The 15,408-nt window shown below is 59.8% G+C and carries 18 protein-coding genes and 1 pseudogene; 13 read left to right on the forward strand and 6 right to left on the reverse strand.

Features of this window, described 5'->3' with window-relative positions:
* Positions 1–25: 25 nt before the first annotated feature.
* From cyaY to rnk, 3 genes are all read left to right on the forward strand, one after another.
* Positions 26–358 carry an iron donor protein CyaY gene (cyaY, locus tag BFC21_RS19655; protein WP_016782656.1) on the forward strand — a complete coding sequence of 111 codons (333 nt, stop codon included), beginning with the start codon at positions 26–28 and terminating at the stop codon, positions 356–358.
* Positions 355–567 carry a DUF1289 domain-containing protein gene (locus tag BFC21_RS19660; protein WP_169845772.1) on the forward strand — a complete coding sequence of 71 codons (213 nt, stop codon included), beginning with the start codon at positions 355–357 and terminating at the stop codon, positions 565–567. The genes cyaY and BFC21_RS19660 overlap by 4 nt, the downstream gene beginning before the upstream one ends.
* A 233-nt stretch (positions 568–800) precedes the next feature.
* On the forward strand, positions 801–1,214 hold the full coding sequence (gene rnk / locus BFC21_RS19665) for a nucleoside diphosphate kinase regulator (RefSeq protein ID WP_019828269.1): 414 nt from the start codon (positions 801–803) through the stop codon (positions 1,212–1,214).
* Between the two features lie 35 nt (positions 1,215–1,249).
* Here the strand turns inward: rnk and BFC21_RS19670 are convergent.
* A pseudogene (locus BFC21_RS19670) lies at positions 1,250–2,479 on the reverse strand (class I adenylate cyclase); the annotation flags it as partial.
* Between the two features lie 36 nt (positions 2,480–2,515).
* Positions 2,516–2,764 carry a TIGR02647 family protein gene (locus BFC21_RS19675; protein WP_016782653.1) on the reverse strand — a complete coding sequence of 83 codons (249 nt, stop codon included), beginning with the start codon at positions 2,762–2,764 and terminating at the stop codon, positions 2,516–2,518.
* Between the two features lie 421 nt (positions 2,765–3,185).
* On the opposite strand from BFC21_RS19675, the gene oscA reads away from it, so the two are divergent.
* From oscA to BFC21_RS19700, 5 genes are all read left to right on the forward strand, one after another.
* Positions 3,186–3,368, forward strand: coding sequence for a sulfur starvation response protein OscA (gene oscA, locus BFC21_RS19680; RefSeq protein WP_016782652.1), 183 nt, complete (start codon positions 3,186–3,188; stop codon positions 3,366–3,368).
* A 65-nt stretch (positions 3,369–3,433) separates the two neighbouring features.
* The gene (locus BFC21_RS19685; protein WP_088378702.1) at positions 3,434–4,447 is read left to right on the forward strand and encodes a sulfate ABC transporter substrate-binding protein; all 1,014 of its coding nucleotides are present in this window, start codon (positions 3,434–3,436) and stop codon (positions 4,445–4,447) included.
* A 90-nt stretch (positions 4,448–4,537) separates the two neighbouring features.
* Positions 4,538–5,356 carry a sulfate ABC transporter permease subunit CysT gene (cysT, locus tag BFC21_RS19690; protein WP_083369721.1) on the forward strand — a complete coding sequence of 273 codons (819 nt, stop codon included), beginning with the start codon at positions 4,538–4,540 and terminating at the stop codon, positions 5,354–5,356.
* 13 nt (positions 5,357–5,369) lie between these two features.
* On the forward strand, positions 5,370–6,242 hold the full coding sequence (gene cysW, locus BFC21_RS19695; RefSeq protein WP_048361415.1) for a sulfate ABC transporter permease subunit CysW: 873 nt from the start codon (positions 5,370–5,372) through the stop codon (positions 6,240–6,242).
* 3 nt (positions 6,243–6,245) lie between these two features.
* A complete protein-coding gene (locus BFC21_RS19700) occupies positions 6,246–7,226 on the forward strand; it encodes a sulfate/molybdate ABC transporter ATP-binding protein (protein WP_088378703.1) in 981 nt (326 codons plus the stop codon).
* Positions 7,227–7,338: 112 nt separating this feature from the next.
* Here the strand turns inward: BFC21_RS19700 and BFC21_RS19705 are convergent, their stop codons facing one another.
* Entirely contained in the window at positions 7,339–7,617 is a 279-nt protein-coding gene (locus BFC21_RS19705; protein WP_016782647.1) for a YheV family putative zinc ribbon protein, read from the reverse strand.
* Positions 7,614–9,665 carry an oligopeptidase A gene (gene prlC / locus BFC21_RS19710; protein ID WP_088379557.1) on the reverse strand — a complete coding sequence of 684 codons (2,052 nt, stop codon included), beginning with the start codon at positions 9,663–9,665 and terminating at the stop codon, positions 7,614–7,616. Before prlC ends, BFC21_RS19705 begins: the two co-directional genes overlap by 4 nt.
* Positions 9,666–9,767: 102 nt before the next feature.
* Here prlC and BFC21_RS19715 point away from each other — a divergent pair, with 102 nt between their 5' ends.
* Entirely contained in the window at positions 9,768–10,316 is a 549-nt protein-coding gene (locus tag BFC21_RS19715; RefSeq protein ID WP_016782645.1) for a gamma carbonic anhydrase family protein, read from the forward strand.
* 23 nt (positions 10,317–10,339) lie between these two features.
* A complete protein-coding gene (locus BFC21_RS19720) occupies positions 10,340–10,987 on the forward strand; it encodes an HAD family hydrolase (protein WP_016782644.1) in 648 nt (215 codons plus the stop codon).
* 41 nt (positions 10,988–11,028) lie between these two features.
* Here BFC21_RS19720 and BFC21_RS19725 read toward each other — a convergent pair whose 3' ends face one another.
* Entirely contained in the window at positions 11,029–11,508 is a 480-nt protein-coding gene (locus BFC21_RS19725; protein WP_120266439.1) for a DUF962 domain-containing protein, read from the reverse strand.
* 121 nt (positions 11,509–11,629) lie between these two features.
* Between BFC21_RS19725 and BFC21_RS19730 the strand changes: the two genes are divergently transcribed.
* From BFC21_RS19730 to BFC21_RS19740, 3 genes are all read left to right on the forward strand, one after another.
* Positions 11,630–12,211, forward strand: a complete 582-nt coding sequence (locus BFC21_RS19730; RefSeq protein ID WP_016782642.1) for an alpha/beta hydrolase — start codon at positions 11,630–11,632, stop codon at positions 12,209–12,211.
* Positions 12,212–12,260: 49 nt separating this feature from the next.
* Entirely contained in the window at positions 12,261–13,157 is an 897-nt protein-coding gene (locus BFC21_RS19735; protein WP_088378705.1) for a sigma 54-interacting transcriptional regulator, read from the forward strand.
* A 222-nt stretch (positions 13,158–13,379) separates the two neighbouring features.
* Positions 13,380–14,162: a MetQ/NlpA family ABC transporter substrate-binding protein gene (locus BFC21_RS19740; protein ID WP_088378706.1), complete on the forward strand. Its 783-nt coding sequence runs from the start codon at positions 13,380–13,382 to the stop codon at positions 14,160–14,162.
* A 51-nt stretch (positions 14,163–14,213) separates the two neighbouring features.
* Here BFC21_RS19740 and BFC21_RS19745 read toward each other — a convergent pair whose 3' ends face one another.
* Complete coding sequence (locus BFC21_RS19745) at positions 14,214–15,377, reverse strand: AAA family ATPase (RefSeq protein WP_088378707.1); 1,164 nt, start codon at positions 15,375–15,377, stop codon at positions 14,214–14,216.
* Between the last annotated feature and the right edge of the window lie 31 nt (positions 15,378–15,408).

The raw sequence follows: 15,408 nt of genomic DNA on the forward strand, positions 1-15,408 counted from the left end.
TGACTAGATACTACGAGGTTCCACCATGAGTTTGACTGAAGCCCGTTTTCACGATCTGGTCGATGCCACCCAGGAAAATCTGGAAGACATCTTCGACGACTGCGATCTGGATGTAGATGTTGAAAACTCCGCCGGCATCCTGACCATCAAGTTCGAGAATGGCAAAGCCCTGATCTTCAGCCGTCAGGCGCCCGTGCTGCAGCTCTGGCTGGCGGCCCCAAGCGGTGGTTTTCACTTCGACTACGATGAAAAACGCAGTTCGTGGAAGTGCGATAAAACCGACGAACTGCTCAGTGAAATGGTTCAGCGCCTGACCCTGGAACTGGCAGGCGCCGAGCTGGAATTTGAAGAGATCTGACAGTGACCGCTTCTGCTAAACCTGCAAAACCGCTTTACAGCAACGTCAGCCCGGCAGTGCCGTCCCCTTGCATCAGCACCTGCCGGCTGGATGAGCACAAAGTCTGCCTGGGCTGTTTTCGCCACGTTGAAGATATTCGCGAGTGGCGCTCGGCAGACGACCAGCGGCGCCGGGTGATTTGTGAACAGGCCCGGCAACGCCAGGGCTGAGGAGTGAAGGTGGGAGCGGGCTTGCTCGCGATACAGGCGGCGCGGTGTATCTGGCAAACCACGCTGATACCATCGCGAGCAAGCCCGCTCCCACAAAACCCCCACCCGGCTTGTGTATTTATTTTGCTGTGGTAGTGTCCGGGTTCGCCTCGCACTAACGAGGTTCGTCAAAACCCCGCCATATTCCGGCGGGGTTTTGCTTTTTCGTGCAGAAAAAAGGAGTCTGCCAGGTCATGAGCACACCAACCCCACTCATCCTCACCCGCCTGGACGTACAGCGTCTGGAGCAATTGATCGACAGCTTGCCAGAAACGACTCCTGGCATTGAGGCACTGCAAGCCGAACTCGATCGCGCCGAAACTATCGTCGGTCACGAAGAAGTGCCTGCAGGCGTTGTGACCATGAATTCCCGTGTGCACTGCCGCGAAGAAAGCAGTGGCAAGGACTACCGCCTGACGCTGGTGTATCCAAAAGACGCCAACGCCGACGAAGGCAAGATTTCGATTCTGGCCCCTGTGGGTAGCGCACTGCTGGGTCTGCAAGTTGGCCAGCACATCAACTGGCCCGCGCCGGGTGGCAAGACCCTCAAGCTGGAACTGCTTGAAGTGGAATACCAGCCAAAAGCTGCCAGCGATTTCAGCGCCTAAGACCTTCCAGATCAGTCATGTCACTGCGCAGGCCCTTGCCCGTCACGGGCAAACTGGCGCAAGGCCCGGTAGCTGGTGCTCAGCTCCCGGGCCAGGGCCCGACGCTCATGACTGACCTGCTGCGCCTGCCACTGCGAGCGATGGTCGAGCAGGGCCAGATGCTGCTCATCCCAGCCCCATTCGCGGGTCAGGCGCTTGAGCAAGCGCCGCTGCCACTGTGTGCCTGCCTCGCCATTGCTTAACGCATGGTCAACCTTCAGGTACAGGCTGCGGCGTACCAGTTCCAGGCGTTGCGCCTCGCCGCGCCCTTCAAGGTAGCGCTCAATGCGTCGGTAAACCACGACGTAGGGGTCCAGCTCATCCAGGTCAAGCTGATTGGCGTACACCCTTTGCTTGAAGCCCAGGCTCAGGCAGTTCACCTGTGGGTGCTCGCTGGCGTAAACCTCAATCAGCAACAACTTGAGCAGCGACTTGTGCGGCGACTCAATGCCCTTGAACAGCTGCCACAGCCCGGCGCCCACGAATTCGCCGGGGGCGATATGGGCCAGATGGCCAAGATCGATGGTTTCGTCGCCGCCGATCAGCCCCGCGTCCAATAACCCACGGGTGAATTCAGCGTATCGCGCTTCCTCCTGCACCGGCACCCACCACCACATCGGCGTGCGCCCGGCGAGCCAGATGGCGGTGCGGTAAAACTCATCGAGCAACAATCTTTGCCGTGGTTCGCTGCCTTCGTCGTTGCGCAATTGGGCGTCGATCAAAAACAGGTGCGCCTCACTGCCCTGACTCGTCGCCCACGCTTCCAGGCGGCGGCATTTTTTGCGCAGCGCCGATACGGCGGCATCGCTCAAGTCCGGCGCCAGGCAAATCCATACGTCCATATCGCTTTGCGCGGTCTGGGCCAATGTGCCGAGGCTGCCCATCAAAAACAGCCCGTGGATCGGTTGCGACGGGCAAACGCTGGCCATGCTGCAAGAAAAGTCTTGAACCAGTTGGCGGGCGGCGGCAAGGGTAGCGGCATCCGGCGTATAACCCGACACCCCGGCGGGGGTGCAGTCCGACACATAGCCGGGCAACAGCGGGTGATTGACATGAAACAGCAGCGCCAACAGGCTCAACAGCGTTTGCTGGCGTGGCGCCAGGCCTTCCCGGGCGCGGGCCAGGCGGCCCTGATTGACGCGTAAAAAGCGCCCACGCAACTGCTGGAGAACCTGTCGCCCGGTTCCCTCGTTCAGTGCGGGTGCAGAGAAGTGTGCCCGCGGAATCATGAATCGTGCAGATCCCGAGGGCGTGGCGTGGCGTCAGGCAACTTCTTTGGATTCAACGAGAATCGACAACAGTACTTGAACAGCTTCGGCAGCATCACGGCCCAGGCTTGTCAGGTAGCCACCATCCGGTTGGTCAATCAGCTTTTTATCAAACAGGCGCTGCGCCGCCGCGATTTTTTCTGGCGCGGCATGTTGATGAATCTTCAGGCCCTCAAGGGTACTTTCCAAGTCAAACAGTGCAAGGACTTCCAGTTCGGCAACCAACTCAGGGGTAAACGACATAAAGACTCCAGACTATGCAGGAAAAGACGACAGCCGCTCTAAGGTGATCCCACTTGTGCTGACTGTCCAGCAACACTTCCCACCTTTGTAAAACAGCCTGTCGATATAAGGCAGTTGGAGTGTAGTCAGTACCCGGTCAAACGCAGGGCTAATGCGCAATAACTTGTGGGAGCAACTGCCTTTTAAACCTGTGGGAGCGGGCTTGCTCGCGATGGCGCCGGCTCGGTCTGCCTGATACACCGCATCCATCTAATCGCGAGCAAGCCCGCTCCCACAAGGGCGTAAATGGCCCGAATCAATCATTTGTTTTTTCAGTTATATAAACATTCTTAAATAGTCTTTTTAAGAATATCCGCACCTCACTACTATTGCCCCTACGCCAGCAACCCTGTCGGCACCCCATTTTTTCAGGAGCAGCACCATGAGCGCATCTCTGCGTAGCGTTGACGGTCAGGACGAAGCAACCATCCTGCGGGAAATCCAGAGCGCGCTGCGAGACCTGCGCTTTGGTGCTGTGGAAATCACTGTGCATAACGCGCAAGTGGTGCAGATCGAACGCAAAGAGAAATTCCGCCTGCAAAACCCGAGTCAAAAAAACGCCTGAACCGTTCAAGCGCATTCACCTGAGTGCGCTCAATAAAAATTAAAAAATGCTTTGGAGCCTCACCTATGTCCCTACGCCGTTACGCTTTGGCCGCGCTGGCCAGTGCCATTTTTGCTGGCTCCGCTGTGGCCAAAGATTACGAGTTGTTGAACGTTTCCTACGATCCAACCCGCGAGCTGTACCAGGATTACAACACTGAATTCACCAGTTTCTGGAAAGCCAGCCACCCTGGCGACAACGTCAAAATCCAGCAATCCCACGGCGGTTCGGGCAAACAGGCCCGCGGTGTGGTCGATGGCCTGCGCGCTGACGTGGTAACCCTGGCCCTGGCCGGTGATATCGACGAAATCGCCAAGCTCAACAAGGGCTCGCTGCCGGAAAACTGGCAAACCCGCCTGCCGGACGCCAGCACCCCGTACACCTCGACCATCGTGTTCCTGGTGCGCAAGGGCAACCCTAAAGGCATCAAGGACTGGGGCGACCTGACCAAGGACGGCGTATCGGTCATTACCCCGAACCCTAAAACCAGTGGCGGCGCGCGCTGGAACTTCCTCGCGGCTTACGCCTATGGCCTGAAAGCCAACGGCGGCGACGAAGAAAAAGCCAAGGCATACGTAAAAACCCTGTTCAAGCACGTGCCCGTACTGGACACCGGTGCACGCGGTTCGACCATTACCTTCGTCAACAACGGTCAGGGTGACGTGTTGCTGGCCTGGGAGAACGAAGCATTCCTGGCACTCAAGGAAGACGGCGGCACCGATAAATTCGACATCGTCGTACCTTCCCTGTCGATTCTGGCTGAGCCGCCAGTGGCTGTAGTCGACAAGAACGCCGAGAAAAAGGGCAACACCGAAATCGCCAAAGCCTACCTCGAACACCTGTACAGCCCGGCCGGCCAGGAAATCGCTGCCAAAAATTTCTACCGCCCGCGTGACGCTGCAGTCGCTGCCAAGTACGCACAGCAGTTTCCGAAACTGGAGCTTGTGACTATCGACAAAGACTTCGGTGGCTGGAAAACTGCGCAGCCGAAATTTTTCAATGACGGTGGCGTGTTCGACCAGATCTACCAGGCGCAGTAACCTGTGGGGCGCGGCCTTTGGCCTCGCTGAAAGCTAGAACATAGAGCCCGCGACTGAGTTGCGGGCTTCGTGCGTTAACCAAGGACTCTTATGTCTCGTCGTATCTCCCCCGTCATACCCGGCTTCGGGCTGACACTGGGCTACACCTTGGTGTATCTCAGTCTGATTGTGCTGATCCCGTTGGCTGCGATGTTTGTGCATGCCGCTCAACTGACCTGGGACCAGTTCTGGGCCATCATCACCGCCCCCCGGGTGCTGGCAGCGCTGCAATTGAGTTTCGGCACCGCCTTTGTGGCAGCCATCATCAACGGTGTGATCGGCACCGTACTGGCCTGGGTTCTGGTGCGCTACACCTTCCCCGGGCGCAAGGTCATCGATGCCATGATCGACCTGCCGTTTGCCCTGCCGACCGCCGTGGCCGGTATCGCCCTGACCGCCTTGTACGCCCCCAACGGCTGGATCGGCCAGTTCGCCACCGACCTGGGTTTCAAGATTGCCTACACCCCGATGGGCATTACCCTGGCACTGACCTTTGTTACCCTGCCGTTTGTGGTGCGCACCGTGCAGCCGGTGCTGGCCGATATTCCCCGTGAAATCGAAGAAGCCGCCGCCTGCCTGGGCGCCAAGCCCCTGCAAGTGTTCCGCTACATCCTGGTGCCGGCCTTGCTGCCCGCCTGGTTGACCGGCTTTGCCCTGGCCTTCGCCCGCGGTGTCGGGGAATACGGCTCGGTGATCTTTATCGCCGGCAACATGCCGTTCAAAACCGAAATCCTGCCGCTGTTGATCATGGTCAAACTGGACCAGTACGACTACACCGGCGCCACGGCCATTGGCGTGATGATGCTGGTGGTTTCCTTCATTTTGCTGCTGATCATCAACTTGATTCAGCGGCGCATCGAAAAACCGTGAAGGAGGCCTGACCATGTCCAGTTCAACCCAAAGCGCCTCATCCGTGGCCAACGCCGCCCGCCGTGGCAGTCCGCTGTCGCGGCGTTTGCTGATCGGCTTCGGCTGGTTGTTCTTCACCCTGTTCCTGCTGCTGCCGCTGCTGATCGTGGTGTCCCAGGGGCTGAAAATGGGGGTTGGCACCTTCTTCGATGCCATCCTCGAACCTGACGCCCTGTCGGCCCTGAAGCTGACCATTATCGCCGTGGTGATTTCGGTGCCACTCAACGTGGTGTTCGGTGTCAGCGCGGCCTGGTGCGTAAGCAAGTACAGCTTTCGCGGCAAGAGCATCCTGGTCACCCTGATCGACCTGCCGTTTTCGGTGTCGCCGGTGATTGCCGGTCTGGTCTACGTGCTGATGTTCGGCGCCCAGGGTTTCTTCGGCCCGTGGCTGCAGGATCACGACATCCAGATCGTCTTCGCGTTGCCGGGCATCGTGCTGGCCACCATCTTCGTCACCGTGCCTTTTGTGGCGCGGGAACTGATCCCGCTGATGCAAGAGCAGGGCACCCAGGAAGAAGAGGCCGCACGCCTGCTGGGCGCCAACGGCTGGCAGATGTTCTGGCACGTCACCGTACCCAATATCAAATGGGGTCTGATCTACGGCGTGGTGTTGTGTACTGCGCGGGCGATGGGTGAGTTCGGTGCGGTGTCGGTGGTTTCCGGGCACATTCGCGGGGTGACCAACACCCTGCCGCTGCACGTCGAGATCCTCTACAACGAATACAACCACGTTGCCGCCTTCGCTGTGGCCACCTTGTTGCTGATCCTGGCGCTCTTCATCCTGCTGCTCAAGCAGTGGAGCGAATCCCGTATTAACCGCCTGCGCGCCAGCGCCGCGGAGGAATAAACCATGTCGATCGAAGTCCGTAACGTCAGCAAGAACTTCAACGCTTTCAAGGCGCTGAACAGCATCAACCTGGATATTCAAAGCGGCGAGCTGGTGGCCCTGCTCGGCCCGTCGGGCTGTGGCAAGACCACCTTGCTGCGTATCATTGCCGGCCTGGAAACTCCGGACGAAGGCAATATCGTGTTCCACGGCGAAGACGTCTCGGGGCACGACGTGCGTGATCGCAACGTCGGCTTTGTGTTCCAGCATTACGCGCTGTTCCGCCACATGACGGTGTTCGACAACGTTGCCTTCGGCCTGCGCATGAAGCCGAAAAAGGAACGCCCGAGCGAAACCCGCGTCGCTGAAAAAGTCCACGAACTGCTGAACATGGTGCAACTGGACTGGCTGTCGGATCGCTACCCCGAGCAGCTTTCGGGTGGTCAGCGTCAGCGTATCGCCCTGGCGCGTGCATTGGCGGTAGAACCTAAGGTACTGCTGCTGGACGAGCCTTTCGGTGCCCTGGATGCCAAGGTGCGTAAAGAGCTGCGCCGCTGGCTGGCGCGCCTGCACGAAGACATCAACCTGACGTCGGTGTTCGTGACCCACGACCAGGAAGAAGCGATGGAAGTCGCCGACCGTATCGTGGTGATGAACAAGGGCGTGATCGAGCAGATCGGTTCACCGGGCGAAGTGTACGAAAACCCGGCCAGCGACTTTGTTTACCACTTCCTGGGCGATTCCAACCGCCTGCATATCGGCGAAGACCAGCATGTGCTGTTCCGTCCCCATGAAGTGTCGTTGTCCCGTCACGAGCTTGAAGACCACCATGCCGCCCAGGTACGCGACATTCGCCCGTTGGGTGCGACCACCCGGGTGACGTTGAAGGTTGAAGGGCAAAGCGAGCTGATCGAAGTGGAAGTGGTCAAGGACCATGACAGCCTGACCGATCTGGCGCGGGGCGAGACGTTGTTCTTCAAGCCGAAGGTGTGGCAGAAGGCGTAAACCCACCGCCCTTGTGGGAGCGGGCTTGCTCGCGATACAGCCGATGCGGTCTATCTCCAAACCGCGTTGCTGCCATCGCGAGCAAGCCCGCTCCCACAGGGTTATTGCAGGGTTACGGTTTTTTAAGCTTCGGATTGGGAAAAAACTGCACTGCCTGCACTTTAGGATCCGGTGCTTTCTTCAGCGCTGACGTATTAACCCGCGTACCCAATTCCTTGGGCACCGACAACCCCTGTTCATTCAACGTATCCGAATAACCGCAGGCCACGCATTCGCGGTGCGGCACTTCGTCTTCGTTCCACATCATCAACTTGTCAGGCTCGCTGCACGCCGGGCAGACAGCCCCGGCGATAAAGCGTTTTTTGGTCACGTTCACAGGTGCCTCACTCATGCTGCCGAGTCCTCGGTCAGGCCGCTGTGACGCAACAGGGCGTCAATCGATGGCTCGCGACCACGGAAGTCCTTGAACAGCTCCATCGGGGCCTTCGAGCCGCCACGGGCCAGGATCGCCTGGCGGAATGCCTTGCCGGTGTGCGGGTTGAACACGCCTTCTTCTTCAAAGCGCGAGAACGCATCGGCCGACAGCACTTCCGCCCACTTATAGCTGTAGTAACCCGCCGCGTAACCGCCGGCGAAGATATGCGCAAAGCTGTTCGGGAAACGGTTGTAGGCCGGCGGACGCATGACCGATACCTCGTCGCGGATGCCGTCGAGCACCTGCGCCACGCTGCGGCCGTCACCGTGGGTGGCGTGCAGCTCGAAGTCGAACAGCGAGAACTCCAGCTGGCGAATCATCATCAGCCCGGACTGGAAATTCTTGGCCGCGAGCATTTTATCCAGCAGGTCCTTGGGTAGCGCTTCACCGGTTTCGTAGTGGCTGGAAATCAGCGCCAGGCCTTCAGGCTCCCAGCACCAGTTTTCCATGAACTGGCTCGGCAGCTCGACCGCATCCCAGGCCACGCCGTTGATGCCCGACACGCCCGCGTGTTCGATCTCGGTCAGCATGTGGTGCAAGCCGTGGCCGAACTCGTGGAACAGGGTGGTGACTTCATCGTGGGTCAGCAGCGCAGGCTTGCCCGCAACGGCCGGGGTGAAGTTGCACACCAGGTTGGCCACCGGGCTTTGCAGGTTGCCGGCCGCCGTGCGGCGACGGTCGCGGGCGCCGTCCATCCACGCGCCGCCACGCTTGTTGGCGCGGGCGTAGAGGTCAAAGAAGAAACGCCCGATGTGCTGGCCGTTTTCCTTGATTTCGAACAGACGCACGTCCGGGTGCCAGGTGTCGAAGCCCTTGATTTCGGCGATTTCGATCCCGTACAGCTTTTGTACGATGGCAAACAGGCCGCCCAGTACCTTGTCGATCGGGAAGTAGGCACGCAGTGCTTCTTGCGACACGCTGTAACGCTGCTCACGCAGTTTTTCGCCAAAGAAGCCTGTATCCCAGCTTTTCAGCTCAGGGGTGCCTTGCTCGCTGGCGTAGGCTTGCAGTTGCTCCAGGTCACGGGCAGCGAACGGCTTGCTGCGCTTGGCCAGGTCGCGCAGGAAGGTCAGCACCTGATCCGGCGTCTCGGCCATTTTGGTGGCCAGGCTCAGTTCGGCGAAGCTGGCAAAACCCAGCAGTTTGGCCAGTTCCTGGCGCAGGTCGAGGATTTCTTCCATCACCGGGCCGTTGTCGAACTTGCCGGCATTCGGGCCCTGGTCCGAGGCGCGGGTGCAGTACGCGGCGTAGACTTCTTCGCGCAGGGCGCGGTCTTGCGCGTAGGTCATCACCGGGAAGTAGCTGGGGAACTCCAGGCTGATCAGCCAGCCGTCCAGGCCCTTGGCCTGTGCTGCAGCAGCCATTTGCGCCTTGGCCGAATCGGTCAGGCCCGCCAGCGCAGCTTCGTCGGTGATGTGTTTGGTCCAGGCCTGGGTGGCGTCCAGCAACTGGTTGGAGAACTTGCTGCCCAGCTCCGAAAGCTTGCTCTGGACTTCGGCGTAACGCTTTTGCTCAGCCTCTGGCAGGTCGATACCCGACAGGCGGAAGTCACGCAGCGAGTGTTCCAGAATGGTTTTTTGCGCCTGGTCGAAATCTGCGACCTGCGGGCTATGGGCCAGGGCTTCAAAGGCCTGGAACAGTTCGCGGTTCTGGCCCATCTCGGTGGAATAGGCGCTCAAGGCCGGCAGGCAGGCCTCGTAGGCTTCACGCAGTTCTGCGCTGTTGCACACGGCATTGAGGTGGCTGACCGGGCTCCAGGCTGCGCCCAGGCGGTCGTTCAGTTCATCCATTGCCAACACCAGGCCGGCCCATGTCGGGTTCTGGCCCTGGTCCTTGAGGATGGCTTGAATGCCGGCGCGGTTGTCGGCGAGGATCTGCTCGATGGCCGGCTGTACGTGCTCAGGACGGATCGCCGAGAACGGCGGCAGGTCGTAGGGCTGCAAAAGAGGGTTGTTCTCGCTCACGTTTGGCACCTTGGCTGGAAGAAACATTGGGCCATCTTAATTACAATCGACGCTGACCGCAGCATTGCAACGCCCTATTACGGCTAAAGAAGGAAGCTATTTGTGTCCATTCGTCCATTCCAGCAGCACACACCGACCCTGGGCGAGCGCGCCTTTGTGGACCGCTCGGCGGTGGTGATCGGTGATGTCGAGATCGGCGCCGACAGTTCCATCTGGCCGTTGACCGTGATTCGCGGCGATATGCACCGCATCCGCATCGGTGCGCGCACCAGCGTGCAGGACGGTTGCGTACTGCACATCACCCACGCAGGCCCCTTTAACCCTGATGGCTTCCCACTGCTGATCGGCGATGACGTGACCATCGCCCACAAAGTCATGTTGCACGGCTGTAACGTGGGCAGCCGCATTCTGATCGGCATGGGCAGCATCGTGATGGACGGCGCCGTGATCGAAGACGACGTGATCGTCGGCGCGGGCAGCCTGGTGCCGCCGGGCAAGCGCCTGGCCAGCGGCTTCCTGTATGTGGGCAGTCCGGTTAAGCAGGTGCGCGAGCTGACCGAAAAAGAGAAAGCCTTCTTCACCTACAGCGCCGGCAACTACGTAAAACTCAAGGATCAGCACCTGGCCGAAGGCTACGACCAGCCCGTTTAAGCCCCCCTCTTTTGGAGCCCCGCATGCATTACCAGAACGTATTGTTCGACCTCGATGGCACCCTGACCGACCCACGGGAAGGGATCACCCGCTCGATCCAGTTCGGCCTGAGCAAGATGGGCATTGACGAGCCCGACCTGAGCAAACTCGAGCACTTTATCGGCCCGCCGCTGTTGCAGCAGTTTATGGCCAGCTATGGCTTCGACGAAGCCAGGGCGTGGGAAGCGATGGGCTATTACCGCGAGCGTTTTGCCGTGACCGGGCTGTATGAAAATGAAGTGTTCGAAGGCGTGACCCCGCTGCTCGAAGAGCTGGTGGCCCAGGGCCGCCAACTGTTTATCGCGACCTCAAAGCCGCATATCTACGCCCGGGAAATTGCCCGCCACTTTGATTTTGCCCGTCATTTCAAGGTGATCTACGGCAGCGAGCTGGACGGTACCCGTACCAACAAGGTTGAGCTGATTGCCCATCTGGTCAACGAACAAGGGCTGGACCCGGCGCAAACCCTGATGATCGGTGATCGCAAGCACGACCTGATCGGTGCGCGTGACAACGGTATGGATGCGGCGGCGGTGGGTTATGGCTTTGGCAGCTTTGAAGAACTGAATTCATTCGCGCCCAAATACCACTTCGAAACCCTGGCGCAGTTGCATCAGGCGTTCAAGCACTGACCTGCGCTTGTGGGAGCGGGCTTGCCCGCTCCCACAAGGTGCTAACCGGCGCGCAGCGCCATCTCCCGGCGCAAGTCCTCGCGCCAGCCCAGCAAGAACCCCAGTTCCACCACCACGAATAGCGGCCCCACGATCAGCCCGGTCACGTCATCGATAAACGCCGGTTTGCGCCCTTCGTAATAATGCCCGACAAACTGGAATACCCAGCCCACCACAAACAGCCCAATACCCCAGGCCAGCCAGGCTGCCGTGCTCAACCCCGCCAGTGTGTGCCCCAGCCATACACTCAACGCCAGCAGCACCGTCATCAACAACCCCAGGCGCAACTCCAGGCGCAAATAAAAAATCGCACTGGCCACCATCACCAGCACCGCCGGTGAAACACCCGCCCACTGCGGCCGCGACAAGAGCGTCGCCACGGCAATCACGATCAGCGGGATGCCCACGAAATGGGTGGCGATATTGTGCGGATCACGGTGATAAGCCGCGTATTGGCTTAGATGGTCGACCAGGCTTTTCATGGTGCAGAACCCTCAAGGATTACTTTTTAGTTATAAACAAATAGCTTCTTATTCCTTAGCGAATCTAAAAACCGTCCCTATACTGACTCGGTAACACACAGACCGCTGGAGGCGCACACCTATGGGCAACGATTCGATTCGCTATTTGATAGTGCCGGGCTGGCAAGGTTCGTCCGACGATCATTGGCAAACCCACTGGCAAAACAGCCTGCCGAACAGTACCCGGGTGGAGCAGGCCGACTGGCTGACGCCACGCCGCGAAGACTGGATCGCTGCCCTGGCCGAAGCCATTGCTGCCGACAGCACACCCGTGATCCTGATTGCCCACAGCCTGGGTTGCATTACCGTAGCCCATTGGGCCGAGCGTGCGCCAGAAAGCCTGTTAAGCCAAGTACGCGGCGCGCTGCTGGTGGCCCCGGCAGACGTCGAGCGCCCGGCCTGTGCGCCGGCGTTGCGCAACTTCGCGCCGATCCCGACCCGGCCGTTGCCTTTTCCAAGCCATATCGTCAGCTCGGATAACGACGGTGCGGTCAGTGCGCCACGGGCGATGGAATTTGCCCGTCAATGGGGCGCCGAGATCGGCATCATCAGCGGCGCGGGGCATATCAACGTGAAATCCGGACACCAGCGCTGGGAGCAAGGCTTCGCCTTTTTATACCGCCTGCAAACCCGCATCGAGCACGGCGCCCTGCGTCGCGCGTGAATTCCTGTAACGCCCGCGCCCACCCTCCGGCGGCGGGCGGGAGCCTGCCATGAGCCTGCATGAAACCTTCGGTCAGCCGTTGCTGACCTTTCCCGACGCGGAAAAAAGCCCGCTGAGCATTCGCGCCAAAGCGCTGGTGTTTGTCGACCCCCGCTCGCGCCAGTTACGCAACGATCTGGAACTGCTCGCGCCACGCGCCTTGCCCGTGCTGATTCGGGGTGAAACCGGCAGCGGCAAAGAGCTGCTGGCCCGGCATATCCACCGCGCCAGCGACCGCACCGGCCTTTTTGTGTCCGTCAATTGCGGTGCCATCAGCCCCACCTACGCCGACGCCGAGTTATTCGGCTATGCCGCCGGAGCCCACAGCAGTTCGGCCAGCAGCCGCGCCGGGTGGTTTGGCTCGGCCAATGGCGGCACCCTGTATCTGGACGAAATCGGCGACTTGCCGTGGGCGATCCAGACCAAGCTGCTGGCGGCCCTGGAAACCCACGAAGTGACCCGCGTGGGCGCCCATCAGCCGAGCCCGGTGGACGTGCGCCTGGTGGCGGCCACCAGCATCGATCTGGCGCAGGCCGTGAGTGCAGGCAAATTCCATGAGCGCTTGTATCACTACCTGAGCGAAGGGCGGCTGGACTTGCCCGCGTTGCGCGAACGGCCCGGGGATATCCTGTCGCTGGCCGAATACTTTCTGGGCATTTACAGCCAGCGCCTGAACCTGCCCGTGCCGTTCATCAGCGACGCTGCACAGCGGGTACTGGAGCGCCACAGCTGGCCGGGCAACACCCGGGAGCTGGAAAACGTGATTCATTTTGCGTTGCTGGTCAGTACCGGCGAAGAGATCCAGCCAGAGCACCTGAACCTGCCCGACGCCCTGAGCCAGATTGAGTTGTTTATAAAAGGCGCCACGGCGCAGGAGTTGTCAGCGATCAGGCAGTTGCTGCCTTGACCCTGTGGGAGCGGGCTTGCCCGCGATGGCAGCAACGCGGTGTATCTGTCACACCAAGGCGTTCCTATCGCGGGCAAGCCCGCTCCCACAAAAACTCAAGTGAACAAAATGGCATAAGAAGCTGAATAAATATTATTGTTCGGGAATAAAGAATCTCGGTATTGTCCGCTTCGTCTTCCAGGAAAACCGTCATCCGAACGGTCACACACATAAGGGTATCGCATGAAAAAGGTTCTGTTGTTTACCGCATTGGCGGCTGCTTTGACTGCAGGCCTGGCCCAGGCTGGCGAAAAACTGGTGGTTGCCGCAACGCCGGTGCCTCACGCTGAAATCCTTGAGCTGATCAAACCAACCCTCGCCAAAGAAGGCGTGGATCTGGAAATCAAGGTCTTCACCGATTATGTGCAACCCAACGTGCAAGTGGCCGAAAAACACCTGGACGCCAACTACTTCCAGACCCTGCCTTACCTGGAAAGCTTCAACAAAGGCAAAGGCACTAACCTGGTGACCGTGACCGGCGTACACGTTGAGCCTTTTGGCGGTTACTCGAAGAAAGTCAAAAACCTGTCCGAGCTTAAAGACGGCGCGACCATCGCCATCCCTAACGAAGGCAGCAACAGCGGCCGTGCCCTGATCCTGCTGCAAAAGGCCGGTCTGATCGAACTCAAGGATCCGACCAACGCTGTGTCGACGCCAAAAGACATCGCCAAGAACCCGCACAACTTCAAGTTCAAAGAACTTGAGTCCGCACTGCTGCCACGGGTGCTGGACCAGGTTGACCTGGACATGATCAACACCAACTACGCGCTGGAAGCTGACCTGAACCCGGCCACTGACGCGCTGATCATCGAAGGGGCTGACTCGCCATACGTAAACTTCCTGGTAGCCCGTCCGGACAACAAAGACAGCCCGGCCATCCAGAAGCTGGCCAAGGCCCTGACCAGCCCTGAAGTGAAAGCCTTTATCGAGCAGAAATACAAAGGCGCGGTGCTGCCAGCGTTCTGATCACGCGCCAGCCCACTGAAAACGCCGACGGCTTGCACAGCGTCGGCGTTTTTATTTGTCCGGCCAGTGCCAGGCGGGCTGATCCAGCATGCGTTGGCCAACCACTTGCGTCTGGCCGAGGTTTTTTTCCAGCACGATGCAGTTGCACTCAGGGTCTTGCTGCAAGGCGGCGATCAGGCGCCGGGCGTGGGACACCACCCATACTTGTGAATGCTGCGAAGCACTGATGATCAGCCGCGCCAGCGCGGGCAGCAAGTCGGGGTGCAGGCTGGTTTCGGGTTCGTTGAGCACCATCATGCTCGGCGGGCGCGGGGTCAGCAAAGCCGCAACCAGCAGCAGATAGCGCAAGGTACCGTCTGACAGCTCGGCGGCAGATAACGGGCGCAGCAGCCCCTCCTGATAAAACTCGATATAAAAATGCCCGCCGGGCACACATTCAATGGCCAGCCGCGCGCCAGGGAATGCATCGCTGATCGCGGCATGCAAGGCTTCGGGGTTGCCGACCTCAAGGATTGTTTGCAACGCAGCGGCCAGGTCACTGCCGTCGTGATGCAGCACCGGTGTGCGCGTGCCCAGTTGCGGTTGGCGCGCAGGCGCCTGGGGGTCGGTGCGAAAGTGATCGTAAAAGCGCCAGCCACGGATCGACTCGCGCAGTTGCAACACCTCGGGCGAGGCCTGCAAGCTGCCAACCTGATCGAACAGGCTGTCGTACAGCGGCGTGTGCTGTGCCAGCACCTGCCAGTTGCGCCCGTCACGCGCGCGGATCATGGGGCCGTTGCGCTCGACCAGCTCGCTGGCCGGCCGATAAAAAGGCCCCGCCCAGATGCTTTCGTGCTTGATCTGCGGGTCGAGGTTGAACTGCGTACGTCCGGGTATCGGCAAGCCCAGGGCGATGGCGTAGCTGAAGTCTTCCCCGGCAAAGCCAAGACGCAGGCGCTTGGTTTCCTGACGCACGCTGGCATGCACATCGACTTCACCCGATTTCATGCGCCGGGAGATCACTTCAGGTCCCGCCCAGAACGTTGAGCTCAGCCCGCCTTCACGCGCCAATGCATTCACCACGCCGCCCTGGGCGGTTTCGGCCAGTAACCGCAGCGCACGGTAAAGGTTGGATTTGCCACTACCATTGGGGCCAGTGATCAGGTTCAGCCTGGCCAAAGGCACTACCAAGTGGTTGATAGAGCGGTAGTTGGCCACGGCCAGGGTGGTGAGCATGGGTGACCTCGTTGCCGGGTGGATTTGTAGT

The sequence above is a fragment of the Pseudomonas sp. TMW 2.1634 genome, assembly GCF_001703595.1.
GTDB classification, from domain to species: Bacteria; Pseudomonadota; Gammaproteobacteria; order Pseudomonadales; family Pseudomonadaceae; genus Aquipseudomonas; species Aquipseudomonas fragi.

Bases quoted from the DNA above. Each gene is read 5' to 3' on its own strand.
- cyaY (WP_016782656.1), top strand. From the start codon at position 26: ATGAGTTTGACTGAAGCCCGTTTTCACGATCTGGTCGATGCCACCCAG.
- rnk (WP_019828269.1), top strand. From the start codon at position 801: ATGAGCACACCAACCCCACTCATCCTCACCCGCCTGGACGTACAGCGT.
- BFC21_RS19675 (WP_016782653.1), bottom strand. From the start codon at position 2,764: ATGTCGTTTACCCCTGAGTTGGTTGCCGAACTGGAAGTCCTTGCACTG.
- oscA (WP_016782652.1), top strand. From the start codon at position 3,186: ATGAGCGCATCTCTGCGTAGCGTTGACGGTCAGGACGAAGCAACCATC.
- BFC21_RS19685 (WP_088378702.1), top strand. From the start codon at position 3,434: ATGTCCCTACGCCGTTACGCTTTGGCCGCGCTGGCCAGTGCCATTTTT.
- cysT (WP_083369721.1), top strand. From the start codon at position 4,538: ATGTCTCGTCGTATCTCCCCCGTCATACCCGGCTTCGGGCTGACACTG.
- cysW (WP_048361415.1), top strand. From the start codon at position 5,370: ATGTCCAGTTCAACCCAAAGCGCCTCATCCGTGGCCAACGCCGCCCGC.
- BFC21_RS19700 (WP_088378703.1), top strand. From the start codon at position 6,246: ATGTCGATCGAAGTCCGTAACGTCAGCAAGAACTTCAACGCTTTCAAG.
- BFC21_RS19705 (WP_016782647.1), bottom strand. From the start codon at position 7,617: ATGAGTGAGGCACCTGTGAACGTGACCAAAAAACGCTTTATCGCCGGG.
- BFC21_RS19720 (WP_016782644.1), top strand. From the start codon at position 10,340: ATGCATTACCAGAACGTATTGTTCGACCTCGATGGCACCCTGACCGAC.
- BFC21_RS19725 (WP_120266439.1), bottom strand. From the start codon at position 11,508: ATGAAAAGCCTGGTCGACCATCTAAGCCAATACGCGGCTTATCACCGT.
- BFC21_RS19730 (WP_016782642.1), top strand. From the start codon at position 11,630: ATGGGCAACGATTCGATTCGCTATTTGATAGTGCCGGGCTGGCAAGGT.
- BFC21_RS19735 (WP_088378705.1), top strand. From the start codon at position 12,261: ATGAGCCTGCATGAAACCTTCGGTCAGCCGTTGCTGACCTTTCCCGAC.
- BFC21_RS19740 (WP_088378706.1), top strand. From the start codon at position 13,380: ATGAAAAAGGTTCTGTTGTTTACCGCATTGGCGGCTGCTTTGACTGCA.
- BFC21_RS19745 (WP_088378707.1), bottom strand. From the start codon at position 15,377: ATGCTCACCACCCTGGCCGTGGCCAACTACCGCTCTATCAACCACTTG.